Origin of the sequence: Microbacterium sp. USTB-Y, from assembly GCF_023703415.1 — a bacterium.
Lineage (GTDB): Bacteria > Actinomycetota > Actinomycetes > Actinomycetales > Microbacteriaceae > Microbacterium.
Genome location: NZ_JAGMTU010000002.1, coordinates 551,901 through 578,328 on the forward strand (window position 1 = coordinate 551,901; position 26,428 = coordinate 578,328).

General features: G+C 71.7%; 21 protein-coding genes. 8 read left to right on the forward strand and 13 right to left on the reverse strand.

Going from position 1 to position 26,428, the window contains the following annotated elements:
- Positions 1–13: 13 nt before the first annotated feature.
- From J8G10_RS06305 to ileS, 6 genes are all read right to left on the reverse strand, one after another.
- Positions 14–1,354 (reverse strand): NAD(P)/FAD-dependent oxidoreductase, encoded by a 1,341-nt coding sequence (locus J8G10_RS06305; RefSeq protein WP_251441720.1) that lies wholly within the window; start codon positions 1,352–1,354, stop codon positions 14–16.
- Positions 1,351–2,889 carry an APC family permease gene (locus J8G10_RS06310; protein WP_251441722.1) on the reverse strand — a complete coding sequence of 513 codons (1,539 nt, stop codon included), beginning with the start codon at positions 2,887–2,889 and terminating at the stop codon, positions 1,351–1,353. Before J8G10_RS06310 ends, J8G10_RS06305 begins: the two co-directional genes overlap by 4 nt.
- A 96-nt stretch (positions 2,890–2,985) precedes the next feature.
- A complete protein-coding gene (gene ndk, locus J8G10_RS06315) occupies positions 2,986–3,402 on the reverse strand; it encodes a nucleoside-diphosphate kinase (protein WP_045272553.1) in 417 nt (138 codons plus the stop codon).
- A gap of 5 nt (positions 3,403–3,407) precedes the next feature.
- Positions 3,408–3,887, reverse strand: a complete 480-nt coding sequence (locus tag J8G10_RS06320) for a DUF4233 domain-containing protein (protein WP_251441724.1) — start codon at positions 3,885–3,887, stop codon at positions 3,408–3,410.
- Entirely contained in the window at positions 3,875–5,230 is a 1,356-nt protein-coding gene (locus tag J8G10_RS06325) for a folylpolyglutamate synthase/dihydrofolate synthase family protein (RefSeq protein WP_251441725.1), read from the reverse strand. Before J8G10_RS06325 ends, J8G10_RS06320 begins: the two co-directional genes overlap by 13 nt.
- Positions 5,227–8,562, reverse strand: a complete 3,336-nt coding sequence (ileS, locus tag J8G10_RS06330; RefSeq protein WP_251441726.1) for an isoleucine--tRNA ligase — start codon at positions 8,560–8,562, stop codon at positions 5,227–5,229. The genes J8G10_RS06325 and ileS overlap by 4 nt, the downstream gene beginning before the upstream one ends.
- A 483-nt stretch (positions 8,563–9,045) precedes the next feature.
- Between ileS and J8G10_RS06335 the strand changes: the two genes are divergently transcribed.
- A complete protein-coding gene (locus J8G10_RS06335) occupies positions 9,046–9,690 on the forward strand; it encodes a pentapeptide repeat-containing protein (protein ID WP_251441727.1) in 645 nt (214 codons plus the stop codon).
- A gap of 491 nt (positions 9,691–10,181) precedes the next feature.
- On the opposite strand, the gene J8G10_RS06345 is transcribed toward J8G10_RS06335, so the two are convergent.
- The 5 genes from J8G10_RS06345 to J8G10_RS06365 form a co-directional block, all read right to left on the reverse strand.
- Complete coding sequence (locus J8G10_RS06345; RefSeq protein WP_251441728.1) at positions 10,182–11,027, reverse strand: type IV toxin-antitoxin system AbiEi family antitoxin domain-containing protein; 846 nt, start codon at positions 11,025–11,027, stop codon at positions 10,182–10,184.
- Between the two features lie 328 nt (positions 11,028–11,355).
- Positions 11,356–12,882, reverse strand: a complete 1,527-nt coding sequence (locus J8G10_RS06350) for an ABC transporter ATP-binding protein (protein ID WP_251441729.1) — start codon at positions 12,880–12,882, stop codon at positions 11,356–11,358.
- Positions 12,879–13,691, reverse strand: a complete 813-nt coding sequence (locus J8G10_RS06355) for an ABC transporter permease (protein ID WP_251441730.1) — start codon at positions 13,689–13,691, stop codon at positions 12,879–12,881. Before J8G10_RS06355 ends, J8G10_RS06350 begins: the two co-directional genes overlap by 4 nt.
- Positions 13,688–14,701, reverse strand: coding sequence for an ABC transporter permease (locus J8G10_RS06360; protein WP_251441731.1), 1,014 nt, complete (start codon positions 14,699–14,701; stop codon positions 13,688–13,690). The genes J8G10_RS06355 and J8G10_RS06360 overlap by 4 nt, the downstream gene beginning before the upstream one ends.
- 25 nt (positions 14,702–14,726) lie before the next feature.
- Entirely contained in the window at positions 14,727–16,346 is a 1,620-nt protein-coding gene (locus tag J8G10_RS06365) for an ABC transporter substrate-binding protein (protein WP_251441732.1), read from the reverse strand.
- Positions 16,347–16,545: 199 nt separating this feature from the next.
- On the opposite strand from J8G10_RS06365, the gene J8G10_RS06370 reads away from it, so the two are divergent.
- The 7 genes from J8G10_RS06370 to J8G10_RS06400 all read left to right on the forward strand — a co-directional run bounded on the left by J8G10_RS06370 (position 16,546) and on the right by J8G10_RS06400 (position 25,360).
- Positions 16,546–17,307 (forward strand): DeoR/GlpR family DNA-binding transcription regulator, encoded by a 762-nt coding sequence (locus J8G10_RS06370; protein WP_251441734.1) that lies wholly within the window; start codon positions 16,546–16,548, stop codon positions 17,305–17,307.
- A complete protein-coding gene (pfkB, locus tag J8G10_RS06375; protein WP_251441736.1) occupies positions 17,304–18,251 on the forward strand; it encodes a 1-phosphofructokinase in 948 nt (315 codons plus the stop codon). Before J8G10_RS06370 ends, pfkB begins: the two co-directional genes overlap by 4 nt.
- 24 nt (positions 18,252–18,275) lie before the next feature.
- On the forward strand, positions 18,276–20,375 hold the full coding sequence (locus J8G10_RS06380; protein ID WP_251441738.1) for a fructose-specific PTS transporter subunit EIIC: 2,100 nt from the start codon (positions 18,276–18,278) through the stop codon (positions 20,373–20,375).
- A 27-nt stretch (positions 20,376–20,402) separates the two neighbouring features.
- Positions 20,403–20,672 (forward strand): HPr family phosphocarrier protein, encoded by a 270-nt coding sequence (locus tag J8G10_RS06385; RefSeq protein ID WP_251441740.1) that lies wholly within the window; start codon positions 20,403–20,405, stop codon positions 20,670–20,672.
- A 1-nt stretch (position 20,673) separates the two neighbouring features.
- Entirely contained in the window at positions 20,674–22,365 is a 1,692-nt protein-coding gene (gene ptsP / locus J8G10_RS06390) for a phosphoenolpyruvate--protein phosphotransferase (protein WP_251441749.1), read from the forward strand.
- Between the two features lie 116 nt (positions 22,366–22,481).
- On the forward strand, positions 22,482–25,100 hold the full coding sequence (gene valS, locus J8G10_RS06395) for a valine--tRNA ligase (RefSeq protein ID WP_251441750.1): 2,619 nt from the start codon (positions 22,482–22,484) through the stop codon (positions 25,098–25,100).
- Positions 25,100–25,360, forward strand: coding sequence for a hypothetical protein (locus tag J8G10_RS06400; protein ID WP_251442396.1), 261 nt, complete (start codon positions 25,100–25,102; stop codon positions 25,358–25,360). The genes valS and J8G10_RS06400 overlap by 1 nt, the downstream gene beginning before the upstream one ends.
- 40 nt (positions 25,361–25,400) lie before the next feature.
- Here the strand turns inward: J8G10_RS06400 and J8G10_RS06405 are convergent, their stop codons facing one another.
- Positions 25,401–25,622, reverse strand: coding sequence for a hypothetical protein (locus tag J8G10_RS06405; RefSeq protein ID WP_251441751.1), 222 nt, complete (start codon positions 25,620–25,622; stop codon positions 25,401–25,403).
- Entirely contained in the window at positions 25,619–26,272 is a 654-nt protein-coding gene (locus J8G10_RS06410) for a helix-turn-helix domain-containing protein (RefSeq protein WP_251441752.1), read from the reverse strand. The genes J8G10_RS06405 and J8G10_RS06410 overlap by 4 nt, the downstream gene beginning before the upstream one ends.
- Positions 26,273–26,428 lie beyond the last annotated feature (156 nt).

Below are 26,428 nucleotides of genomic sequence, written 5' to 3' on the forward strand. Positions count from 1 at the left end.
CGGGACGCCGGCCTCAGTCCGTCGCCCAGAGCGTCTCGATGCCGATCGCCGCGCCGAGAATGCGCTCCGCCGCGCGGTGGCCGGAGAGCAGGGCGGCGGTGACGGTGGCCGGATCGTCCGTCCAGGTCGCTTCCCCCGCGATGTGGAGCCGGTCGCCGACCGGGGTGGCGAGATCGTCGTGGTCGGACGTCGTCGATCCGAGGGCCATGTAGGCGTAGGCCCCGCGCGAGAAGGGATCGTCCTGCCAGGCCGTGCGGTGCACCTGAGCCGGCGGGACCGCACGATCGCCGTAGAGGCGTCGCAGCTGCGCCATCACCGACTCGACGACCCGGTCGTCGTCCCAGGTCCGTGTGGCATGGGCCGCGCGCCCCGCCGCGAAGGTCAGCAGGGTCGGCTCGCCGTGCAGGCCGGTGAGGTCGTACCAGGAGTGCCACCAGTCCCCCGCGGAGCCCTGCTGCCGGATGGCGTAGACGTCGTCCTCCCAGAACCGCACCGGGAACCGGAGGAACACCTTCTCGAACGCGTTCATGCGGAGCCGGCTCAGGGCGTCCCGGTTGACCGCGGGCAGGGGCGGCGTGAACCTCACGGTCCCGCTGCGGAGCACGCCCACCGGCAGCGTGACGACGGCCTCCTGTGCGAGGAAGTCGTCCCGCTCGGTCGTGACGCGGACGCCGTCCGACCAGTCGATCCCGGTGGCCACCTGGTTCAGACGGACGTCGAGCCCCTCTGCCAGCCGCATCGGGAGCACGTCGTACCCGTCGGGGAAGACGACCTCGTCGCCGTCGATCGCGTCGTCGTCGAGGCCGTGCGCTGCGAGCTCGCCGATGACCGCGCCGTACTGCTCCTCTGAGCGATGGGCGAGGTACTCGCGGACCCGCTGCGTGCGCTCCGGATCCCACCCCTGCCTCTCCAGCACCGCCTCGGTGACATCGCGGTAGGAGGCGTCCGGCGCCGAGCCCGCGATCTCCTCAGCCAGAAGGTCGTCCACCCGGTGGATGTCTGCGACGAACGCGGCGGCGGCCCCGTCCGGCAAGCGGCGTCCGTCCAGCCCGTAGTACGCGATCGGCCGGCTGTCGGCCTGGTAGCCGCCGACAGTGAACTCGTGCATGCGCATGCCGAAGGCCGTCGCGGCCGCTGCGACGGCGCTGCCGTCGATCCCGTGGATCCAGGATGCGCCGAGATCGGTGGGCGACCCGGTGCGATCCGTGTGCACCCGCCCGCCGACGCGATCGCGTGCTTCGAGGACGATGACCTTCCTGCCGGACCGGGCGAGCAGCCGGGCCGCCGTCAGGCCCGCCACTCCGGCCCCGACCACCACGACATCGCAGCGCTCCGTCACGACGACCTCGCTCACATTCCGCCGTCGATGGAGCGCGGGAAGTCGGCGGGCTCCTCGGGCACCATGACCTCGGTCTCGCGGTTCAGGCTCTCCCCGCGGAAGAACCTCTTGGACCGCGGGAAGAGGTACCAGAGGAACATCAGCACCAGTCCGATCCCGAGAGAGCCGATGCCCACGACGAACGTCCCGCCGATGCCCCAGATCACGGTGTTGCCGTAGTCGGGCTGCCACATGTCCATCGCCGACTGCACGAACGCCGCCGCGAGCATGATGCCGCCCAGGAGCGGGAAGAGACCCTTGAAGAAGAAGTCCCGGGCGGAGCGGGTGAGCTCCGCGCGGAAGTACCACACGCACGCGAATCCGGTGATGGCGTAGTAGAAGGCGATGGCGAGGCCGAGCGACAGGATCGAGTCCTGCAGGATGTTGTCGCTGATCAGCGTCATCCCCACGTAGTACGCGATCGCCACCACGCCCATGACGAGGGTCGAGAACGACGGGGTCTTGTACACGGGGTGCACGTCCTTGAACCGGGCCGGCAGCGCGCGGTAGACGCCCATCGCGAGCGTGCCCCGCGCGGTCGGCAGGATCGTCGTCTGCGTCGAGGAGATCGCGGAGATGACGACGGCGACGACGAGCACCCATCCGAACGGACCCAGCAGCCCGTCCTTGATCGCGAGGAAGAAGTCGTCGGCGTGGGCCTCGTTCCCCAGCCCCGTCCCCTCGGTCCCGAGGCCCGCGTACATCATCGCCGCGATGGTCACCGACACGTAGGTGACGAGCAGGATGACCGTGGTCAGCAGCGCCGCGCGACCGGGGATCCGCTTCGGATCCTTCGTCTCCTCGTTCAGTGCGAGACACGTGTCCCAGCCCCAGTAGATGAAGAGCGCGAGCAGGATCGCCTGGGTGAACCCGGACCAGGAGGTGAACGCGAACGGGTTCAGCCACTCCCAGGAGAACGGCGTCGCCCCGGGTGCGGTTCCCGTGGCGAACTGCCATACGGCCGCGACGAGGAAGACGGCGAGGGCCAGGTACTGGATGCCCAGGAGCACGTTCTGGACGCGCTCGCCGATCTCGACGCCGCGCCAGCTCACCCACGTCATCGCGGCGATGAAGAGCACGGCGACGAGGATGACCCGCAGGTCGTTGTTGGTCACGTCCTGGCCGAGCAGGGACCAGAAGTAGACGGAGGCGATCTGGGCGAGGTTCGCGAGCACCACCATGCCGGCGACCGCGACGCCCCATCCGCCCATCCACCCGACGACGGGTCCGAACGCCTTGGTCCCCCAGGTGAAGGTCGTGCCGCAGTCGGGCACGGCGTTGTTCAGCTCGCGATAGGCGAACGCGATCAGCAGCATCGGCACGAAGGCGAGGACGAACGCGATCGGAGCCTGCGCCCCGACGGCGATCACCACCCACCCCAGCGACGCGACCAGCGAGTACACCGGTGCGGTGGACGCGAGCCCGATGACCGTCGACCCCCACAGTCCCAGCGTCCCCGCTGCCAGTCCCTTGCCCTCGGGGTTGCCCAGATGGATCGGCGTCGTCGACATGCAAGCGACAGTAGGGGCATTGCGCCGGAGCGCACAACTCCACGCAGAAGGCCCCGTGCTCCCTCGGGAGCACGGGGCCTCGTGGCGCGCTTCAGCTCAGCCGAACCAGATGCCGAGCTCGCGCGCGGCGGACTCGGGCGAGTCCGAGCCGTGCACGAGGTTCTGCTGCACCTTCAGCCCCCAGTCGCGGCCGAAGTCGCCGCGGATCGTGCCGGGTGCGGCCGTGGTCGGGTCGGTGGTGCCGGCCAGCGAGCGGAAGCCCTCGATGACGCGGTTGCCCGCCAGGCGGATCGCCACGGACGGGCCCGAGAGCATGAACTCGAGGAGCGGCTCGTAGAACGGCTTGCCCTCGTGCTCGGCGTAGTGCGCGGCGAGGAGGTCGCGGTCGGGGTCGACGAGACGGATGTCGACCAGCGCATAGCCCTTGGCCTCGATGCGGGCGAGGATCGCGCCGGTGAGGCCGCGTGCGACTCCGTCGGGCTTGACCAGGACGAGGGTCTCTTCGGTGGGCATGTCAGTCACTCTCTGTCGTTTCCAGCGGGGTCGGTGGAGCTGTGCGCGGCGGGGTCTGCCGGACGGGTCGCGGAGCCTGCCGCGCGAGCGGCGCGATCCGCGCGTCCGCCGACGATCATCGCATAGGCCCACATGCCGCCGAAGACGATCACGACCAGCAGGATCGCGGGCACCAGGATGGCGGACAGCAGGACGATGACCTGCAGGATCCATCCCATCACGATTCCCGCCCTGCTGCCCATGAGACCCGCGGCGACGAGCATGGCCACGCCGACGACGGCGCCGCCGACGATGCCCCACCACGGCTCGATGTCGGGCCCCAGCGCCTTCAGGCCGAAGATCGTGAGGCCCGCGAGGCCGACCACGATCGCTTCGAAGGCGAGGATGATCGACCCGAGCTTCTGGGCGAGGCCCCGCGGCGGACGGGCCCGGCGAGGCTTCACCGCGGCGGATCCGGGGGCGGTCTCGTCGGTCACGCGCGCCATCCGCTCTTCCAGTCCTCATCCGCCGCCAGCGAGATCGCCTCGCCCGCGAGCACGACGGATCCGGCGATGATCACCGCGCGGCGCTCGGCGGATGCGGCCCATTCGCGTGCCGCGTCCGCGGCGTCGGCCAGGGTCGGGTGCACCGTGGCACGGCCGCCGGCGCGCTCCACGAGATCCGCGATCGCGTCGGGATCGCTCGCGCGATCGGAGTCCGGGGCGGTCGCGAACACGTGCTCGACCGACGGCAGCAGCGTCTCGACGATGCCGGCCGCGTCCTTGTCGCCGAGCACACCGAGCACGAGGCCCCACTCGTCGAAGTCGAAGCTGTCCTTCAGGGCAGCGGCGAGGGCGCGCGCGCCGTGCGGGTTGTGGGCCGCGTCCACGACCACGGTCGGGGCGATGCCGAGCAGCTGCAGACGGCCCGGCGAGGTCGCGCCCTGCAGTCCCTCGGCGAGGACGTCGCCCACGATCGCGTGCTGCGCACCGCCGATGAGCGACTCGACGGCGGCGATCGCGAGCGCGGCATTGAAGCCCTGGTGCTCGCCGTACAGCGGCAGGTACTCCTCGGAGTACTGCCCGGCAAGACCCCGTACGGTGATCTGCTGGCCGCCGACGGCGAGCCGCTGCTCGACGAGGGCGAAGTCCTGGCCTTCGAACGCGATGCTCGCCCCGCGTTCCGCCGCGACCCGGCGCAGCACGGCTTCGGCCTCGGGCGTCTGCCGCGAGGAGACCACGGCGGCGCCGTCCTTGATGATCCCGGCCTTCACCTCCGCGATCTTCGCGATCGTGTCGCCCAGGCGATCGGAGTGGTCGAGGTCGATCGGGGTGAACACCGCGACGTCGCCGTCCGCCGTGTTCGTGGAGTCCCAGGATCCGCCCATCCCGACCTCGAGCACGAGGACGTCGATGGGGGCGTCGGCGCAGGCCACGAAGGCTAGCACGGTGAGCAGCTCGAAGAAGGTGAGCGGCGCATCGCCCGCGGCCTCGAGCTCGGCGTCCACGATCCCGACGAAGGGCTCCACCTCCTCCCAGGCGTCGGCCACGGCGGCGTCGGCGATCGACTCGCCGTCGATCATGATCCGCTCGGTGAAGCGCTCCAGATGCGGGCTCGTGAACAGGCCGGTGCGCAGCCCGTGCGCCCGCAGCAGGCTCTCGATCATCCGTGCGGTCGAGGTCTTGCCGTTCGTGCCGGTGAGGTGCACGACCCGGTACGTCTTCTGCGGGTCGTCCATGAGCTCGAGGAGGCGGGCCGTGCGCTCCTTGCGGGGCTGGACCCACCGCTCCCCCGCGCGCTCCAGCAGCGCGGAGTACACGGCGTCGGCGCGCTCACGGTCATCGGTCATGATGCATCTCCGATCCGGCTCACGGCGACGGCGAAGGCGCCGCGGTTCGCGTAGGTGCCCTTCTCGATGTCCGCCACGAACTCGGCCGTGGCGAACTCGGCCCCCGCGTCGAGCACGTCCGCCTCGACCGCGAGCGTCTCCTCGGCCACCGCGGCCACGGCGAACGCCGAGCGGACCGCCGCGGCGTCGTCCGGGTCGGCGAAGCGCAGCTGCAGGCGGATGCGGTCGCTCACATCGAAGCCGGCGTTCTTGCGGGTGTCCTGCACGGCGCGGATCACGTCGCGCGCGAGGCCCTCCGCCTCCAGCTCGGGCGTGGTCGCGGTGTCGAGCAGCACGAACCCGCCGGTGGGGACGACGGCGAGCGCCTCCCCTTCCGGGCGTCCCGTGGTCTCCAGGGCGAGCTCGTACTCGTGCGGCTCCAGGGCGATGCCGTCGGCCGTCACCACCCCGTCCTCCTCGGTCCAGAAGCCGTCCTTCGCGGCGCGGATCACGCGCTGCACGTCCTTGCCGAGCCGCGGTCCGGCTGCGCGGGCGTTGACGCTGAGGCGGTGGCTGATGCCGTACTCCGCCGCCGTGCCCTCGCCCTGGGCGACGAGCTCGACCGCCTTGACGTTGAGCTCGTCGCGGAGGATCTCCTCGAAGGGCGCGAGCGTCGCCGCGTTCGGGGACACGACGGTGAACCGGGCCAGGGGCAGGCGCACCCGCAGCTTCTCCTTCTTGCGCAGCGCGTTGCCGACGCTGGACAGCTCGCGCACGGCGTCCATCGCATCGCGCACGTCGTCGGCGTGCGGGAACAGCTCGGCATCGGGCCAGTCGGTCAGGTGCACGCTGCGCCCGCCGGTGAGGCCCTGCCACACGCGCTCGCCGATGAGCGGCACGAGCGGGGCCGCGACGCGGGTCAGCGTCTCGAGCACGGTGTAGAGCGTGTCGAAGGCCTCGGTCGTCGCGGGGTCGGACGGATCGACGCCCACCCAGAACCGGTCGCGGGAGCGCCGGATGTACCAGTTCGTGAGCACCTCGGCGAAGTCGCGCAGGCGCGACGCCGCAGTGGTCGAGTCGAGCCCCTCCAGGTCCTCCTGCACGCCGCGGACGAGGTCGCCCGTGCGCGCCAGGATGTACCGGTCCAGCACGTCGGTCGAGTCCGTGCGCCAGCGCGCCTCGTAGCCGGAGCCGTCGGGCCCGGCGGCGGCGTTCGCGTAGGTGGCGAAGAAGTACCACGAGTTCCACAGCGGCAGGATGAACTCGCGCACGCCGGCCCGGATCCCCTCCTCCGTCACGGACAGGTTGCCGCCGCGCAGCACCGAGCTCGACATGAGGAACCAGCGCATCGCGTCGGATCCGTCGCGGTCGAAGACCTCGGAGACGTCCGGGTAGTTGCGCAGCGACTTCGACATCTTGTAGCCGTCGGATCCGAGCACGATGCCGTGGCAGCTCACGCCGGTGAACGCGGGGCGGTCGAAGAGCGCGGTCGACAGCACGTGCATGAGGTAGAACCAGCCGCGGGTCTGCCCGATGTACTCGACGATGAAGTCGGCCGGCGAGTGCGAGTCGAACCACTCCTGGTTCTCGAAGGGATAGTGCACCTGCGCGAACGGCATGGATCCGGAGTCGAACCACACGTCGAAGACGTCCTCGATGCGGCGCATCGTGCTCTTGCCGGTGGGGTCGTCGGGGTTCGGGCGGGTGAGCTCGTCGATGAACGGGCGGTGCAGATCCACCTCGCCCTCGGCGTTGCGCGGGAGGCGGCCGAAGTCGCGCTCCAGCTCGGCGAGGGATCCGTAGGCGTCGACGCGCGGGTGCTCCGGGTCGTCGCTCTTCCAGATCGGGATCGGGGATCCCCAGTACCGGTTGCGGCTGATCGACCAGTCGCGCGCGCCCTCGAGCCACTTGCCGAACTGGCCGTGCTTGACGTTCTCCGGCACCCAGGTGATCTGCTCGTTGTTCGCGAGCATGTCGTCCTTGAAGTCCGTGACGCGCACGAACCAGCTGGAGACCGCCTTGTAGATGAGGGGGTTCCGGCAGCGCCAGCAGTGCGGGTAGGAGTGCAGGTAGCTCTGCAGGCGCAGCAGGCGGCCGTTCCCGCGCAGCAGGCGCACGAGCGGCGTGTTCGCGTCCATCCAGAGCTCGCCCGCGACGTCCGTCACGTTCGGCAGGAAGCGCCCGCCCTCGTCGAGCGACAGGATCGTGGGGATCCCCGCGGCGCCGGCGACGCGCTGGTCGTCCTCACCATAGGCGGGGGCCTGGTGCACGATGCCCGTGCCGTCGCTGGTCGTGACGTAGTCGTCGACGAGGATCTGCCAGGCGTTCTCGGTGCCCCAGGTCTCGGCATCGGCGTAGTAGTCGAAGAGGCGGTCGTACGTCACGCCGCCGAGCTCGGCCCCGGTCACCGTCGCGGAGACCGCGGCGAGCGCGTCCTCCGCGCTGTCGTAGCCGAGGTCCTTCGCGTAGCCGCTGAGCAGGTCCCGCGCGAGCAGGAAGCGGTCGCCCTGGGCGCCCTCGGACGCGCCGTTCGGCCCGACCGGCAGCACGGCGTAGACGATCTCGGGCCCCACGGCGAGCGCGAGGTTGGTCGGCAGGGTCCAGGGGGTCGTGGTCCAGGCCAGCGCCCGGACGCCCTCGAGGCCCAGGGCCGCCGCCTTCTCCCCGGAGAGCGGGAAGCTCACCGTGACCGAGGGATCCTGACGCTCCTTGTAGACGTCGTCGTCCATGCGCAGCTCGTGCGCGCTCAGCGGCGTCTCATCGCGCCAGCAGTACGGGAGCACACGGTACCCCTCGTAGGCGAGGCCCTTGTCGTGCAGGGTCTTGAAGGCCCAGAGCACGCTCTCCATGTAGCTCAGGTCGAGCGTCTTGTAGCCGCGCTCGAAGTCGACCCAGCGCGCCTGGCGGGTGACGTAGTCCTGCCACTCGTGCGTGTAAGCGAGCACGGACTCCCGCGCCTTCGCGTTGAAGACGTCGATCCCCATCTGCTCGATCTCGTCCTTCTCGGTGATCCCGAGCTGCTTCATTGCCTCGAGCTCGGCGGGAAGGCCGTGCGTGTCCCACCCGAACACACGGTCGACCTTCTTGCCGAGCATGGTCTGGAAGCGCGGGAACAGGTCCTTCGCGTAGCCCGTGAGCAGGTGACCGTAGTGCGGCAGGCCGTTGGCGAACGGCGGGCCGTCGTAGAAGACCCACTCCTCGGCGCCCTCGCGCTGCGCGATCGACGCACGGAAGGTGTCGTCGGCCTCCCAGAACGCGAGCACCTCGCGCTCGATCTCGGGGAAGCGCGGGCTCGGCGTGACGGCGGCCGGACCGAAGGAGGATCCGGTGGGAGAGGTGCGCGGGTAGGTCATCGTGTCTCGCAGTGTCGGTGGCGGGCGGGAGCTGCGCGCCGGGACGATCCTGCGGACCGCGGTACCACCCTGCATTGCCGTCCGGTCCTCCGAGCCTGCCGAAGGGCCGAACCGCCACTCTCACTGCGGCTGTTACGGGCCTGCCCCGCTCGGTTCTACTGACCCCGTCTCCGGCGCTTCGACTGGCTCAGCGACCGCAGGGCGGGACGTTCTTCCGAGAGCTCCCCGGTGATTGCCGGATCGATGCTCGTGCCGACCAGTCTAACGCCGCCGTGGCCGGTGCCGCGCCTCGGCCCCCTTCCCCGCCCGCACCGCGGGCGCTTCGCGCGGAGATGTGCGCGTTCCTCGGAGGAATCCGACGGATCCGTCCGAACTTGGCGTCCATCTCCGTGGATGTCGCCCGCACCGAGACAGCCGGCCCTGCCGGCCGGGTAGGGCATCACGCGATGAGCCGCTGTCGGCGACGGGCCCTAGGGTCGTGACATGGCCCGCAGCACCGAACGCCCTCAGCCGCCCCGCGTCTCGCCGCCCGATCTGCCGGACAATCTCGACGATGCCGTCGGTCGCCGTCACGGCGACCACGTGGGCCAGCGGATCCCGCTCTCCGCGGATCTCGCGCACGCGCAGTTCGAGCAGTGCTCGCTGTCCGGCACCGCGGAGGGCGTCGACCTGACCGGAGCGACCCTTCTGGACGTCGAGATCGTGGATGCCCGCACGCCGGTCCTCTCACTCAAGGACGCCACGATCCGCAGGCTGCGCATCTCCGGCGGGCGGATCGGCACGCTGGATCTCTCCGGCGCCCACGTGGCGGAGCTGATCCTCGAGCACGCCAGGGTCGACTACCTGTCCCTCGCCGCCGCCAAGATCCAGGATTCGCTCATCACGGACTGCACCCTCGCGACGGTCGACCTGCCCGCCGCCACGGCCACCCGGGTGCGGTTCGAGCGCTGCAGCGCGGACGAGGTCGACACCCGCGGACTGCGCGCGGACGGCCTCGACCTGCGCGGACTGGATGCGCTCGCGTTCCTCGACGTGACGGCGCTGCGCGGCGCCACCCTCACCGCGCGGCAGGTCGAGCTCCTCGCGCCCGTCTTCGCCCGCGCCGCCGGCATCGACGTCCAGGACTGACCGCCCCGCGCAGCGGCGACGTCCAGAACCGACCGCTCCGCGCAGCACCCCCGGAGAACCGCCCTCCGCACAGCCCCCCGGAGAACCGCCCTCCGCACAGCACCCCGGAGAACCGCCCTCTTCACGCATCACCGCCGGAGAACCGACCCCTCGCGCAGCACCCCCGGAGAACCGCCCCCCTCGCGCAACACCCGCGGAGAACCGAACCTTCCGTGCAGCATCCGCGGAGAAGAGCAGGATCCTCGGAGTTCTCGGCCTAATCCCTCCGAAATACGCGTACTTCTCCGCGCGAGACGCCTGTGAGCGCGGGAGGTCCGAGGGCTCGGGGCGTCCGCGCGGTCGGGAGGTCCGGAGGCTCGGGATGTCCGGGGGCTCGAGATGTCCGGGGCCCGAGAAGTCCGGGGCCCGAGATGTCCGGGGCCCGGGGTGTCCGGGGCCCGGGATGTCCGCGGGGAGGTCCGGCGCCGGGTGGGCGGCCTGGCACGCCGGGATCACGCGGCACGGTGCAACCCCTGTGCGACGGCGCGCATGACGAGATCCTGCACGACGGGCCACGCGTGCATCATCTGCGCGTAGCTCACGCGGATCACGTGATAGCCCATGAGGCGCAATTCGGCGTCGTGCCGGATATCCTCGCTGCGCTGCGCGCCGACGTGATGCGCGCCGTCGATCTGCAGGACGAGACGGTCGCCGATGAGCACATCCACGCGATGGCCCGCGATCCAGCTCTGGATCCGGATCGGCAGCCGCAGCCAGGCGAGCCGAGGCCGCAGATAGGTCTCCAGGCCGGCGTCGGCGAACGGCGTCGCCTCTGCGAGGATGCGGCGCGCCGTCGGCTTCCAGGAGTAGCCGGCGAGACCTTCGAGAGTCACGAGTCCCTTGTTCAACGCCGACTCCCAGGTCGCGAGGGCCCGCTCGAACGGCTCGCAGGAGGCCACGGCGGCCAGCACGTTCTCGATCGGATCCTCGAGCAGGTCGGGAGGACGCGGCACGATCGGCGTGAACCAGTGCACGTGCGCGCGTCTCGTCTTCCGGCCCGCAGACTTCGGATCCGCTCCGACATGCTGCCGCGAGTCGGCCTCATGCACCCAGAGGCCGAGCCGCGACGCCTGTGAGATGCAGGTGATCACCACTCCCTCGCGCGCCGCCGCCACCAGCACCGGATCCGCATCGTTCGTCGCCACCCAGCCCCGGCGCACGCGGAGCAGCCGACCGGACCGCAGCGCGCGCTCAAGCGCACGCCGTCCGATGCCCGCCTCCGTCAGTACGGCGACGCGCACGACGCCGCCGCGGTCGGCGACGAGGTCGATCGGATCCGGGATGCGATGGGGGCTCATGCGTCCACTCTTGTCCGGACGAAAGCGATGGAGAGTGCGATCCACGGTTCCGGTGGACAACTCCCCCGCCGATGCTCCTGTGCAGGACGATTGCACGCGGCTCCTCGGGCCTTCGGCAGCCCCGTGGCGTACGTCTGAATCGGAGATGTCCCCGAACTTCGGACGAATCCCCCGGATCCCTCCGAAGATCTCGCACATCTCCGCGGCTGGCGAACGGCCGCGTGGTGCCGCGCACGCGCGCAAGCAGAGCACAGCACGCGCGCCCGCACCGCACGCACCACGCGCACCGCACGCACCGCCCGCACCGCACCGCGCGCGCAGCGCCGCGCTACGGAGCGGACGCGGCGAGCAGATCGCGGGTGAACGGATGCCGGGGCGACTCCAGCACTCCCGCGGCGGGACCCTGTTCGACGATCGCGCCGTCCTGCATCACGATCAGGTCGTCGGCCACCGACGCGATCACGCCGAGATCGTGCGAGACGAGGAGCATCGTCAGCCCGCGCTCGCGTTGCAGGCGATCCAGCAGCGCCAGGATCCGCGCCCGCACGGTCGCGTCCAGCGCCGACACCGGCTCGTCGAGCACGAGCACCTCGGGCTCCGCCGCGAGGGCGCGCGCGATCGCCGCGCGCTGGCGCTGCCCTCCCGAGAGCGCGGCCGGACGCCGTGCCGCGAGCGCGGGATCCAGTCCCACCTCGCGCAGCAGGTCGATCGTGCGCACCGCCCGTTGCGCACGCGGAACGCCGCCGGCGGCGAGCGCCTCCCCCAGCGAACGACCGATCGTCCAGCGCGGATCGAACGCCCCCAGCGGGTTCTGGTGCACCAGCTGGATCCGCGGTCGCACACCGCCCGCCCACGTGACGGCCCCGGTGTCGGCGCGCTCGACGCCGAGCAGGATGCGGGCCAGGGTCGTCTTCCCGGATCCCGACTCCCCCACCACGCCGAGGGTGCGACCGCGGTGCAGTGCGAACGACACCCCGTGCAGCACCGGGCGGTCGAAGCTCTTGCCGATCCCGACCACCTCGGCCAGCACCGGCGCATCGCCCGGGGGTGGGATCCGCGGTGTTCGCGACGAGGCGAGCACCAGTTCCCGCGTGTACTCCTCGTGCGGCGCTGCGAGCACGTCCGCCGCGGGCCCGTGCTCGACCACGCGCCCGTCGCGCAGCACCACGACGCGGTCGGCGATCCGGCGCACGGCGGCCATGTCGTGGCTGACGAAGACGACCGCGGTGCCGTCGTCCGCGATCCGGCGCAGCAGCGCCAGGACTCTGGCCTGCACGGTCGCGTCGAGGGCGGTGGTCGGCTCGTCCGCGATGAGCACCGTGGGATCGGCCGCGAGCGCGCTGGCGATGAGAGCGCGCTGACGCAGTCCGCCGGACAGCTCGTGCGGGCGCTGCCGGGCGCGCCGCTCCGGCTCCGGCATCGCGACGTCGACGAGCAGCTTCCGCACGCGGGCTTCCCGCGCGGCGCGCGGAAGGGACCTGTGGATCTCCAGCGGCTCCGCGACCTCCGCGCCGATGCGGCGCAGCGGATCCAGGGAGACCAGGGCATCCTGCGAGACCAGGGCGATCCGCGCCCCGCGGAGCGCGCGCCAGCCGCGTTCGGACAGCGCCGTGGTGTCGACACCGCCGACCTCGAGCCTCGTCGCCGAGACCGCGGCCCGCTCCGGCAGCAGGCCGAGCAGCGCGCGTACGGTGAGGGACTTCCCCGCCCCCGATTCGCCGACGAGCGCGACGCACTCCCCGGGGGCGACCGCGAAGGAGACGCCGTCGACGAGCGTCCGTCCCTCGATGCCGATCCGCAGTCCCTGCACCTGGAGTGCGGGCGGGGCGCCGGACACGGAACCCGCGCCGCTCATGCGCGCCTCCCCTCGGCCCGGGCGCGCAGCGTGCGGCCGAGGAACGTCGCCGACAGCACGGTCAGCGTGATCGCGAGCCCGGGGAACACCGCGATCCACCACGCCTGCCCCAGCACATTGCGCCCGCCCGCGAGCATGAGCCCCCACTCGGGCGAGGGCTCGGCGGGGCCGAGGCCGAGGAAGCTGAGACCGGCGGCGGCAAGGATGCTGGATCCGAGACCGATCGTGGCGAGCACGCTGAGCGCCCCGAGGACGCCGGGGGCGACGTGCCGGCGGAACGCCGTGAACGGCCCGACCCCGAGGATCCGAGCCGCCTCCACGTGCTCGGCCCGGCGCAGCACCTGCGTCTGGGCTCGAGCGAGCCGCATGTACACCGGGATCGCGGCCAGGGTCACCCCGATCGCGACGTTCGCGGCACCGGGGCCGAGGATCGCGACGACGACCAGTGCCAGCAGGAATTCCGGGAACGCCATCAGCACGTCGTTGGTGCGCATGAGCACCGCATCGACCGGGCGCGGCGAGACGCCGGCGAGCGCGCCGACGATCAGGCCGGCCAGGAGCGCCAGGCCGGTCGCGAGGACGCCGATGCCGAGCGAGCGTCCTGCGCCGTGCACGACCCGGGCGTACACGTCGCGCCCGCTCTGGTCGGTGCCGAACGGGTGCCCGGGTCCGGGCGGCAGCAGCGCATCACGGACGTGGGTCTGCAGCGGATCGACGGGGGCCAGCAGTGCGGGCACGACGGCGGCGATCACGACCGTCGTCAGCACGAGCACGGCGAGCGCGAGCAGGATCCGGCGCAGCAGCATCATCGTCCGGCCTCCGAAGGCGCGGAGACGTCGCCGACGGCGGAAGAGACGCGCAGCCGGGGGTCCAGGACGGGCGCCACCAGCTCCACCACCGTGTTCACGACGACGAACACGAGGGCGCTGAAGAGGATGATCCCCGTGACCACCGGCAGATCCCGCCCCGTGATCGCCGCCAGCGTCACCCGTCCGAGCCCCGGGCGCGCGAAGACCGTCTCCACGAGCACCGCACCGCCCAGCAGCGAGCCCACGAGGTACGCGCTCAGCGTCACTGCCCCGAGGGAGCCGTGCCGGAGGGTGTGCCGCAGCGTGAGCCGCGCGTGGTCGGCACCGCGGGCGCGCACGGTCAGCGCCCAGGGCTGTCGCTCGGCCGCCTCCACGCCGTCGCGCAGCACCTGGCCCAGCAACGCCGCGACGGGCAGCGCCAGGGTGACCGCGGGCAGCACGAGGCTCGCCCCGGTCCTCGAGCCCGCCACGGGGAACCAGCCCAGGCCGAACGCGAACACCGTGAGCAGCAGCAGGCCGATCCAGAACACGGGCGAGGACAGGACGATCAGCTCTCCCGCCGCGAGGAGGCCGCGGGCGAACGGCCGACGCGCGATCAGCACTCCGGCGAGCGCGAGAAGCACGGCGATCGCGAGGGCGGCGGCCGTGAGCTGCAGCGTCGCGCCGAGCTGCCGTCCGATCACCTCGCTCACCGGCATGCGCAGCTGATAGGACGTTCCGAGATCCCCGCGCAGCAGATCACCCAGCATCGACAGGTACTGCTGCCAGAGCGGGCGGTCGAGCCCGAGCTCCGCCCGGATCCGGTCCTTGACCGCCTCGCTCACCTGGGCCTGAGGGCCGAGCATGACGCTCACCGGATCGCCGGGCAGCACGCGGAACGCGAGGAACGACAGCGTCGCCGCCCCCCAGAGGACGAGCACGACCGACAGCGCCGCCCCGCCGATCCGGCGCAGGAGCGCGCCGGCACGCGGCGGGACAGCCGCTCTCGGCCGGGCAGGACGATCGGTCACGAGCGGACGATACCGCGAACCGCGCTCACTTCACGCCGGTGCCGAAGAACAGCGGCCGCCCGTAGATGTCGAAGCCGAGGCCCGTCACCGTGTCGCCCACCGCCGTGATGGCCGAGGTCACGTAGAGCGGCACGATCGCGTCGTCCTTCGCGTTCCACTGCTGGATCTGCACGTAGACCTTCGCGCGCGCCGCGGCGTCGGTCGTCGCGATGCCGTCCTTCAGGAGCTGGTCGAGCTTCGGGTCGCTCACCGAGGAGGCGTTCTGGAAGCCGTCGGTCGCCAGGTGGCTGCGCAGCAGATCCGGATCGACGCCGGAGAAGTCCCAATCCGTGATGTCGAAGGTCTTCGGGCCGTACTTCTCGTTGTACGCGCCCGGCTCGAGCGTCTCGCGGGTGACCTCGAAGCCGACCGACTTGAGGTCGGACTGGATCGCGTTCGCGAGCGCGGCGTGGTCGTCGGACACCGGGGTCCAGGCGATCCAGTTCGCCGTCAGCCGCTGGCCGTTCTTGGTGCGGATGCCGTCGGCGCCGCGCTGGGTCCAGCTCGCCTCGTCGAGCAGGCTGTTCGCCAGGTCCTTGTCGAAGGGCCAGCTCTTCTCGAGGCTCTTGTCGTAACCCGGGGTGGTCGGTCCGAGGATGCTCCATGCGCGGGGGAACTGCCCGAAGAAGATCTTGTCCACCGCAGTGTCGACGTCGATCGCGCGGGTGAAGGCCTCGCGCACCTTCTGGTCGGCGAACACGCCGTTGCGCTCATTGAGGAACAGCGAGTACGGAAGCCCGGGCACCTGCACCGACTTCACGGACGCGGAGCCCTTGACCTGGGAGACCAGGTTCGGGGGCAGCTGCGAGGCGAGGTCGATCTCGCCCGACGACACGGAGCCGCTGCGCACCGAGGCCTCGGGAAGGATCTGCACGCGCAGGGTCTTGAAGGCCGGCGCCTTCTCGCCCTCGGGCGCCCACGCGTACTTCGTGTTGCGGGTGTAGACGATCTCCTGATCCGGCGTGTAGGAGGTGAGCTCGAACGGCCCGGTGCCGACCGTGATGCCCTTGCCGCCCGCGGCGAGGTCCGCGGAGTGCTCGGCGAGCACCTTCGGCGCGTAGAAGCCGAGCTGCGCGGTGCTCGCCGCCTGCAGGAACGGCGCGTAGGGCTGCGAGAACGTCACCTTCACGGTGGTGGGGTCGACCACCTCGGTGCCCTGATACAGGTCGCCGCCGAGCATGCTCGCGGCCTGGGCGGATTTGGTCGCGGGATCGGCGATCCGATCGAAGTTCGCCTTCACGGCGGCCGCGTCGAACTTCTCGCCGTCGGTGAAGGTGACATCGTCACGCAGGTGGAACGTGTAGGCGGTTCCGTCCGCGGAGACCTCCCACTTCTTCGCGAGCCACGGCACGAAGGTGCCGTCCGCCTTCTGGAAGACGAGCGAGTCGAGCACGGCGCGCTGCACCATGGCGGTCACGTCGAGCTGGCTGGTCTGCGGATCCATCTTCCCGCTCGAGAGCAGGCTGCCGTCGACGCCCCAGACGATCTCGCCGTTCGCGTCGGACGAACCGGAGCCGGACGACCCCGAGCAGGCGGTGAGGGCGAGGGCGGCGACCGCGGCGAGAGCGGCGAGCGGCAGAAGTCGGCGCCGGAGCGGAGCAGGCATGGGTGTTCCTCGGGAGTGCTGTGGGCGGGGATCGGGAGACTCCAGGCTAGCGGTTTGTGGACGGGGTGGATCTATCGCGCGCCTCCGGATCCCGGTGGATTGTGGTCTTCTTCTTTGTTTGTGTTGTTTTCTGTCGCTTTGTGTGGGAAAGTGGCTCAACGCCTCGATCGAGGCGGTCGGAAGACGGCGAGGGAGCCCGATGTACGCAGCGGAGCGGCAGCAGCGCATCCACGAGCGCGCGCAGCAGGACGGGCGCGTCGACGTCGCAGGCCTCGCCGAGTTCCTGGACGTCACGACAGAGACCGTCCGGAGGGATCTCGCCGTGCTGGAGCAGCAGGGCCTCATCCGCCGCGTCCACGGCGGCGCGCTCCCGGCACAGCCGTCCCTCCCCGAGCTCACCCTCGCCGCCCGCATCGGCCAGCATTCGGAGGCGAAGCTGCGCATCGCGACGCGCGCACTGCAGGAGCTGCCCGATGGCGGCACGATCCTCCTCGACTCCGGATCCACCACCCTCGCCATCGCCGAGCTCATCCCCGCCGACACGCAGCTGACGGTCGTGACCAACAACACCCTCATCGCCGGCGCCCTCGCCGGTCAGCGCAACATCACGCTCCTGCTGATCGGCGGCCGGGTGCGCACCGTGACCGGCGCGGCAGTCGGCCCCTGGGCGATCGGCGCGCTCTCCGAGCTCGCCGTGGACGTCGCCTTCCTGGGCACCAACGGCTTCGACGCCGACCACGGTCTCTCGACGCCGGATCAGGACGAGGCGGCCGTGAAGCGCGCGATGCTCGAGGCCGCGCGCACCCGCATCCTCGTCGCCGACTCCAGCAAGCTCGGCGCCGTCCACCTCCAGCGCTTCGCGCGCGTCGACGAGCTCCATGCGATCCTCACCGACACCGGGGCGGACTCCGACGCCGTCGAGGCGCTGCGCGCCGCAGGACCGAAGGTCGTGCTCGCGTGATCGTCACCCTCACCCCCAATCCGAGCATCGACCGCGCGATCACGATCGACGCGCTCACCCGCGGCGAGGTGCTCCGGGCGACGTCCAGCCGGGTCGACCCCGGCGGCAAGGGACTCAACGTCTCCCGCGCCGTCGCCGCGATGGGCGGTGCGACCCGCGCGGTGCTCCCCTCGGGCGGGCTCGAGGGCGGACTGCTCGAAGCGCTCTGCCGCGCGGCTTCCGTGCCCGTCGTCGCCGTGCCGATCCACGGCAGCGTGCGCATGAACATCAGCGTGCTCGAGCCGGACGGCACCACCACCAAACTCAACGAGCCCGGACCGCTGCTGGATCCGGCCGAGGTCGACGCGCTCATCGAGAACGCGCTCGCGGACGTTCCCTCCGGCGGCTGGCTGTCCGGCGGCGGCAGCCTCCCCCTCGGGGCTCCGGAGGACTTCTACGGCCGCCTGGTCCGCGGCGCGCACGAGCGGGGCATCCGCGTCGCGATCGACACCTCCGGGTCTCCGCTCGCCGCCGCCGTCGACGCGCAGCCGACGCTCATCAAGCCGAATCGGGATGAGCTCGGAGAGCTGGTCGGCCGAGATCTGCTCACGCTCGGCGCCGTGCTCGACGCGGCGCAGGCGCTGCAGCGCGGCGGCGTCGACCTGGTCGCCGTGAGCCTCGGCCGGGACGGCGCCCTGCTCGTCGCCGAGACCGGAACGTGGCACGCGACCGCCGCCGCGGCCGAGGTCGTGTCCACGGTCGCCGCCGGCGACTGCATGCTCGCGGGATTCCTGTTCGCGCTCGGCGCGGGCCGGGCTCCCCAGGACGCCCTCGCCGAGGGCGTCCGCTGGGGCACCGCCGCCGTGGCCCTGCCCGGCAGCCAGGTTCCGGCCCCCGCCGATGTCCGCGACGTCCGCGTCACGGTGTCCTCCTCCCCCGACCGCGAACTCCCCCTCGCGGACTGACCTCCTCCACGGAAGGAATCCCTCATGGCACTGATCAACGAAGAACAGGTCGTGCTCGATCTCACCGGCGCCGACCGGCACGAGGCGACCGCCGCCCTCGCGTCGCGGCTCGTCGCCACGGGCCGCTGCACGGACCTCGACCGGTTCCTGGCCGACGTCCGCGAGCGCGAGTCGAAGATGGCCACCGGGCTCCCCGGCGGCATCGGCATCCCGCACGCCCGCAGCGCCGCGATCACGGAGCCCTCGCTCGTCTTCGGCCGCACCCGGGACGGGATCGACTGGGGCGCCAAGGACGGCCCTGCGCGCCTCGTGTTCCTCATCGCCGCGCCCGAGGCCGGCGGCGACGCCCACATGCAGATGCTGCCGAAGCTCGCCAGGGCGCTGATGCGCTCGGAGTTCCGGGAGGCGCTGCTGTCGGCGACGACCCCCGCCGAGGTGGTCGCGATCGTCGGCGAGCATGTGCAGCTCGACGAGGCGCCGGCGACCCCGCCTGCCTCGGCCACGACCCCCGCGCCCGCCGACGCCCCCGCAGCGGCGCCCGCCGCAGAGCCGGGTCCGTCCTCGAACGCCCCCGGTCGCTCGCTCACCCTCGTCGGCGTGACCTCGTGCCCGACCGGCATCGCGCACACGTACATGGCCGCCGAAGCCCTGGAACGGGCTGCCAAGGCCGCGGGGCACACGATCACCGTGGAGACCCAGGGCTCGGCAGGATCCACACCGCTCACCGCCGCCCAGATCGCCGCAGCCGACGCCGTCGTGTTCGCGCACGACCTGGCGGTGAAGGACGCGGGACGCTTCGCGGGCAAGCCCACCGTCGACGTCCCCGTCAAGAAGGCGATCTCCGACGGCCCCGAGCTCATCGAGCGTGCTGCGGCCCTCGCCGAGGAGTGGGCGGCCGACCCGAGCAAGGCCGCTGCGGCGGCCGCCGCCGGTCCCGCGGCCGGAGGCCTCACCACGAAGGTGGAGGCCGACGCCAGGATCGGAACGAAGATCCGGCAGTGGCTGATGACCGGCGTGTCGTACATGATCCCGTTCGTCGCGGCCGGAGGCATCCTCATCGCGCTCTCGTTCATGATCGCGCAGATCGCGGTCGGCGAGTCCGGGGCGCTCGAGGTCGTGAAGTTCAACCTCACGGCGGCCGACGCGACGAACATCGCCCAGCACTTCGACCCTCTGAGCCTGATGTCCTGGGGCGGGCTGCTGTTCGTGATGGGAGCCGCGTCGTTCGGCTTCCTGGTCCCGATCCTCTCGGGGTTCATCGCCTTCGCGATCGCGGACCGCCCCGGACTCGTCCCCGGCATCGTCGGCGGCGCGATCGCGGCCACCATGAACGCCGGATTCCTCGGCGGCCTCGTCACCGGTTTCCTCGCCGGATTCATCGCGCGCTGGATCTCGCGCTGGCCCGTGCACAAGGGCGTCCGCGGTGTCATGCCGGTCGTCGTGATCCCGCTGCTCTCGACGCTGATCACCGCCGGTCTGTTCATCACGATCCTCGGCCGTCCGATCGTCTGGCTCATGACCCAGCTCAACGGATGGCTGAACGGGATGACCGGCGCAGGGGCGCTCGTGCTCGGCATCGTGCTCGGCGCGATGATGGGATTCGACCTCGGCGGTCCGGTCAACAAGACCGCGTACGCGTTCGCGACCACCGGTCTCGCCGCCGCCGGAGCGGCCACCGATGCCCCACAGCTGAAGATCATGGCCGCGGTCATGGCGGCCGGCATGGTGGCGCCGCTGGCGATGGCCCTCGCCACCGTCGTGCGTCCGAAGCTCTTCACCGAGCCGGAGCGCGAGAACGGCAAGGCGGCCTGGCTGCTCGGGCTGTCGTTCATCTCCGAGGGCGCGATCCCGTTCGCGGCCGCGGACCCCATCCGGGTGATCGTGTCGTCGGTCATCGGATCGGCGGTCACGGGCGGCCTGTGCATGGTGTTCGGCGTCACCCTCCGCGCGCCGCACGGTGGGATCTGGGTCCTCCCCCTGATCGGCGCTCCCCTGCTCTTCCTGCTCGCGCTGGTCATCGGCGTCGTCGTGATGGCGCTCATCATCACCCTGCTGAAGACCCTGTCGCTGAAGAGGCGCGTCGAGCAGTCCGAAGCCGCTCCCGCCCAACCCGTCGCCGTCTGAACACCCACCCCTTCGAAGGAGAACATCATGGCCACCCGTACCGTCACCATCGCCTCGTCCGTCGGCCTCCACGCCCGTCCCGCCTCGCTCTTCGTCGAAGCGGCGGCGGACTCGGGGCTCGACGTCGAGATCGGCCGCCCCGGGGAGGACGCCGTCGACGCGACCAGCATCCTCGGCGTCATCGCCCTGGGCGCCAAGCACGGCGAAGAGGTCGTCCTGACCGCCGAGGGCGCCGACGCGGACGCCGTGCTCGACCGTCTCGTGGCGCTGCTGTCCACCGACCTGGATGCGCAGTGAGATGACCACGCAGCACGCCGGCGAGGTCCGGCAGGGAATCGGCGTCAGCCCGGGAACGGCGTACGGTCCGGTGGTGCAGGTCTCACCGCCGGTCCAGCCGCCGCAGGACGAGCCGGCCCCCGCCGATGCCGAGCAGGCCGCGGCGGACGTCGCCCGGGCCTTCGCCGACGTCGCCGCCGCACTGGACGCCAAGGCGGAGCACGTCGTGGACACCGCGCAGGCGATCCTGAAGGCCACGGCGATGATGGCGCGCGACAAGTCGCTGCTCAAGGCGGCCCAGGCGGGCGTGCGGGCCGGCGTCGGCCCCGCGACCGCGGTCTCGGCCGCAGTCGAGGAGTTCGTCGTCAAGTTCGAGGCCCTCGGCGGCTACTTCGCCGAACGGGTCGCGGACCTCCGCGACGTGGGATCCCGGGCCGTCGCCGCGGTGCTCGGCGTGCCGGCCCCCGGCGTCCCGGATTTCACCGTGCCGAGCATCGTCGTCGCCGAGGACCTGGCGCCGGCGGAGACCGCCACCCTCGATCGCGCGCTCGTCGCGGGGATCGTCACGCGGGCGGGCGGACGGACGAGCCACACCGCGATCCTGGCCGCGCAGATGGGCATCCCGGCCGTCGTGCAGCTGCCCGGAGCGACGCAGCTCCCCCCGGGCACCTTCATCGCCGTGGACGGCGACACCGGTGAGGTCGTCGTCGCCCCGGATCCGGCCCTCGTCGCCGAGCAGCAGACCCGCCGCGAACGGCGGGCTGCGGCTCTGGCCGGATCCTCCGGGCCCGGCCGGACCAAGGACGGTCTCGAGATCGCCCTGCTCGCCAACATCGGCGGTGTCGAGGACGCGGTCCTCGCCGGCGCGCAGGATCTCGAGGGCGTGGGGCTGTTCCGCACCGAGTTCGTCTTCCTCTCCGCCGAGACCGCGCCCACCGTCGCCGAGCAGACCGAGGTGTACCGGCGCGTGTTCGAGCCGTTCGGCGGGCGCCGCGTCGTCGTGCGCACGCTCGACGCGGGCGCGGACAAGCCGCTGAAGTTCGCCGACCTCGGCCCCGAGGAGAACCCGGCGCTGGGAAGGCGGGGCCTGCGCCTGTCGGCGGAGCGACCGGAACTGCTCGACGCCCAGTTGGAGGCGCTCGCCGCCGCCGCGAGACAGACCGGCGCCGACGTGCGCGTGATGGCGCCGATGGTCGCGACCGTCGAGGAGGCCGCCTGGTTCGCGCGGCGCGTCTACGAGAACGGCCTGCCCCGGGCCGGCGTGATGATCGAGGTCCCCGCGGCGGCCCTGCGCGCGTCGCACGTGCTGGGCGCCGTCGACTTCGGCAGCCTCGGCACGAACGACCTCGCGCAGTACACCATGGCGGCCGACCGGATGCAGGGCGAGCTCTCGGATCTCCTCGACCCCTGGCAGCCCGCGGTGCTCGACATGATCGCGGCGGCGGCCGACGGCGCCCGGACCGCGGGCAAGCCGCTCGGCGTGTGCGGCGAGTCGGCGGGCGACCCGCTCCTCGCGCTCGTGCTCGTGGGGCTGGGCGTCAGCAGCCTGTCGATGGCACCGGGCAAGGTGCCCGCGGTGCGCGTGGCGCTCACCCACCACACGCAGCTCGACTGCCAGCGGCTCGCGGCCGCGGCACGGGACGCCGCGACGGCGGTCGAGGCGCGCGACGCGGTGCGCGCGAGCGCGGCCCCGGAGCTGCTCGCGATCCTCTGAGGGGCGGGCGGGGCCGCGGCCGGATCGAGGGCGGCGGAGCGACCGGTAGACTGTCGGCACACCCCACACTCAGGCACGCTCACACGGTGCCGCACACATCGCACGAGGAGACACCCATGTCGACGAACCCGATTCCGGACAAGCCCGCGCTGGAAGGCCTCGAAGCGAAGTGGGGTGAGCGGTGGAGCACGTCCGGCACGTTCCTGTTCGACCGGATCCGCGCCGCCCAGACCGGTCGCGAGGGCGTCTACTCGATCGACACTCCCCCGCCGACCGCGAGCGGCAGCCTGCACATCGGGCATGTGTTCAGCTACACGCACACCGACATCAAGGCGCGCTTCGAGCGCATGCGCGGCAAGAACGTGTTCTACCCGATGGGGTGGGACGACAACGGCCTGCCCACCGAACGCCGCGTGCAGAACTACTACGGCGTGCGCTGCGATCCGTCCCTCCCCTATGACGCCGACTTCACGCCGCCGTTCGAGGGCGGTGACAACAAGTCGTCCCGCGCCGCGGACCAGCTCCCGATCAGCCGTCGCAACTTCATCGAGCTCTGCGAGAAGCTCACCGTCGAGGACGAGAAGCAGTTCGAGGCGCTGTTCCGCCAGCTCGGCCTCAGCGTCGACTGGACGCAGACCTATCGCACGATCTCGGACGACTCGATCCGGCAGAGCCAGCTGGCCTTCCTGCGCAACATCGAGCGCGGCGAGGCCTACCAGTCCCTCGCGCCGACCCTGTGGGACGTGGACTTCCGCTCCGCGATCGCCCAGGCCGAGCTCGAGGATCGCGATCAGCAGGCCTCGTACCACACCATCGACTTCCCGTTCGCGGACGGATCCGGCCACATCACGATCGAGACGACCCGTCCCGAGCTGCTCCCCGCGTGCGTCGCGATCGTGACCCACCCGGAGGGCCCGCACAAGCACCTCATCGGGACGAAGGTCCGGACCCCCTTCTTCGACGCGGACATCGAGATCCACGGCCACCACCTCGCCCAGCCCGACAAGGGCACGGGAGCGGCGATGGTCTGCACCTTCGGCGACGTGACCGACATCGTGTGGTGGCGCGAGCTGCGCACCACGGACGGCCGCGACCTGCCGAACATGACCACGATCGGCCTCGACGGGCGCTTCCTGCCCGACGCCCCGGGCTCGGTGCGCGACGCCGACGCCGCCGCCTGGTACGGGGAGAACATGGCGGGCAAGACCGTCTTCTCCGCCCGCAAGGCGCTCGTGGAGAAGCTGCAGGAGACCGGCGCGATGACGGCGGTCGGCAAGCCGTTCAACCACGCGGTGAAGTTCTTCGAGAAGGGCGACCGCCCGCTCGAGATCGTATCGACCCGCCAGTGGTACATCCGCAACGGCGCCCGCGACACCGAGCTCCGCGACCAGCTGCTCGCGCACGGCGCGGCGCTGAACTGGCACCCGGAGTTCATGCGGGTGCGCTACGAGAACTGGGTGGGCGGCCTCACCGGCGACTGGCTGGTCTCCCGGCAGCGCTTCTTCGGCGTGCCGATCCCGCTCTGGTACGCGCTCGACGAGAACGGCGAGCGCGACTACGACCGCGTGCTCCAGCCCGATCTCGCCGCACTCCCGATCGACCCGACCACCGACGTGCCGGACGGCTACACCGCCGAGCAGCGCGGCGTCCCGGGCGGCTTCGACGCCGAGGCCGACATCCTCGACACCTGGGCGACCTCTTCGCTCACCCCGCAGCTCGCGGGCGGCTGGGAACGGGACGCCGAGCTCTGGGAGCTCGTGGCGCCGATGGATCTGCGCCCGCAGGGGCAGGACATCATCCGCACCTGGCTGTTCTCGACGATGCTGCGCTCGACGCTCGAGGACGGCCGCTCCCCCTGGCGCAACGCCGCGATCAGCGGCTTCATCGTCGACCCCGACCGCAAGAAGATGTCCAAGTCCAAGGGCAACGTGGTCACTCCGGCCGACATCCTCGATGCACACGGATCCGACGCGGTCCGCTACTGGTCGGCCTCCAGCCGCCTCGGCGCGGACGCCGCGTTCGACCCGCAGAACCCGACGCAGGTGAAGATCGGCCGCCGCCTCGCGATCAAGATCCTCAACGCGGCGAAGTTCGTGCTGTCCTTCCCCGTTCCGGAGGGTGCGGAGATCACGCACGCGCTGGACGCGTCCATGCTCGCCACCCTGGACGGTGTGGTGCGCGACGCGACCACGGCGTTCGAGAACTACGATCAGGCCCGCGCGCTGGAGATCACCGAGGCGTTCTTCTGGACGTTCTGCGACGACTACCTCGAGCTGGTCAAGGAGCGCGCCTACGACCGCACGAACGTGGGTCAGGCCTCGGCGGCCCTCGCCCTGCGCCTCGCGCTGTCGACGCTGCTGCGCCTGCTCGCCCCGATCGTCTCGTTCGCGACCGAGGAGGCCTGGAGCTGGTTCGAGGACGGCTCGGTGCACACCGCGGCCTGGCCGGAGCCGCGGGGCGACGCGGGCGATCCCGCCGTCCTCGCGACGGCGAGCAAGGCGCTGATCGGCATCCGCCGTGCGAAGACGGAGGCGAAGGCCTCGCAGAAGACCCCGGTGTCGTCCGCGACCATTGCCGCTCCGGCCGCGGAGATCGCGGCGCTCGAGGCGGCCGCCGACGATCTGCGCGCCGTGGGGCGCATCGCGGAGCTCGGTTTCGTGGAGGCCGAGGAGCTCCTCGTCACCGCGATCGAGCTGGACTCCGCTGACTCCGTGGCGCAGACCGAGGGGGCGTGATGCAGCTCGGGACGCGCTGGGCCGCCGGATCCGAGCCGCCGGCTTCGGTACCCGCGGCCCTGCGTCCGGCGATCGCCGACGCCGAGGCCCGGAGCGTGGCCGGCGGAACGCTGAGCCTGCAGACCGGAGCGCTGAACCTGCTCCGCGGCACGTGGACGCTCACCTGGCTGGAGGGCCGGCCGATCGCCGAGCTCGACACCGGCTGGGAGGTCTCGCGCACCGCGTCCGGCGAGGTCGTGGTCCGTCCGTTCGACGACTGATTCTCGAACGGACGCCGGCGCGAGGCGGCCGGCGGCGCTCTCAGCGCGAGCGGGATCCGAGCATCTGCAGCGCGTGCTCGAGGACGAACGGATCCACCGCCTTGCGCGCCTGCTGCTCGCGGAGCAGGTCCAGAGCGAGCGCACGACGCTCGGCGCGGCGCTCCATGCGCTCGCGCACACGCGCGGTGATCGCATCGGCGATGCGAAGCCCCGCGCGCTCGACGAAGGTCGGGGCGGCGATGTGCAGCGTTGCGGCGGTCATGACAGCTCCTCGGTCTCGGTGGTGCGGTGCTGCGCCGCAGCCCGGGGGCGGGCGTCGGGCAGGTCGAACAGGTCGGCGCGGATGGTGACGCGGCGCACGTCGGGCCCGGACTGGTCGCGGTAGAGCTGCACGGCCTCGTCGATGACCACATCGATGCGCTCCCCGAGCTCCTGCAGTTGCGCCGCGGTCATGTCGAGCATCGTCGTCACGTGATGCGCGGCGTCGCGCCACTCCTGCGGCACCTGCGACTGCGGCCGGTGCAGATGGTCCATGAGCCGCTGATGACGGTTGCGGAAGAACTCGTCCTCCACGATCTGCGCCGCCGCGCGCCCGGACGGCGTCATCTCATCGGTGGGTCCGGAGAACGACATGCGTCCGCGGGGGCGCTCCCACCAGCGCTCGCGCGCGGTGCCGAGGTCGGCGACCTCGTGGATGAGGTCGCGGGCGGCGAGCGCCCGCAGGTGATAGCTGGTGACGCCCGAGCTCTCCCCGATCAGCGTCGCGAGCGAGCTCGCCGTCTGCGGGCCGCGCTCCGCGAGCAGATCCAGGATCCGCACGCGCAGCGGGTGCGCCAGCGCCTTCAGGGCGCCCGCGTCGAGCGTGCGCTCCTCGGACGTCTCGTCCGTTCGGGATGCTTCGTTCTCCGTCATGCTTGCAAAGATACCTTTGCAAGACACTCTTTGCAAGCACTTCTTTGCAGAGAGTTCTCTGCGGATGCTCGGCCCGCGAGCGGACACCTTCTCGTCGACGCCCCCGCTGCGCGTCGACGCCCCCGCTGCGCGTCGACGCCCCCTCGCAGGAGCGGC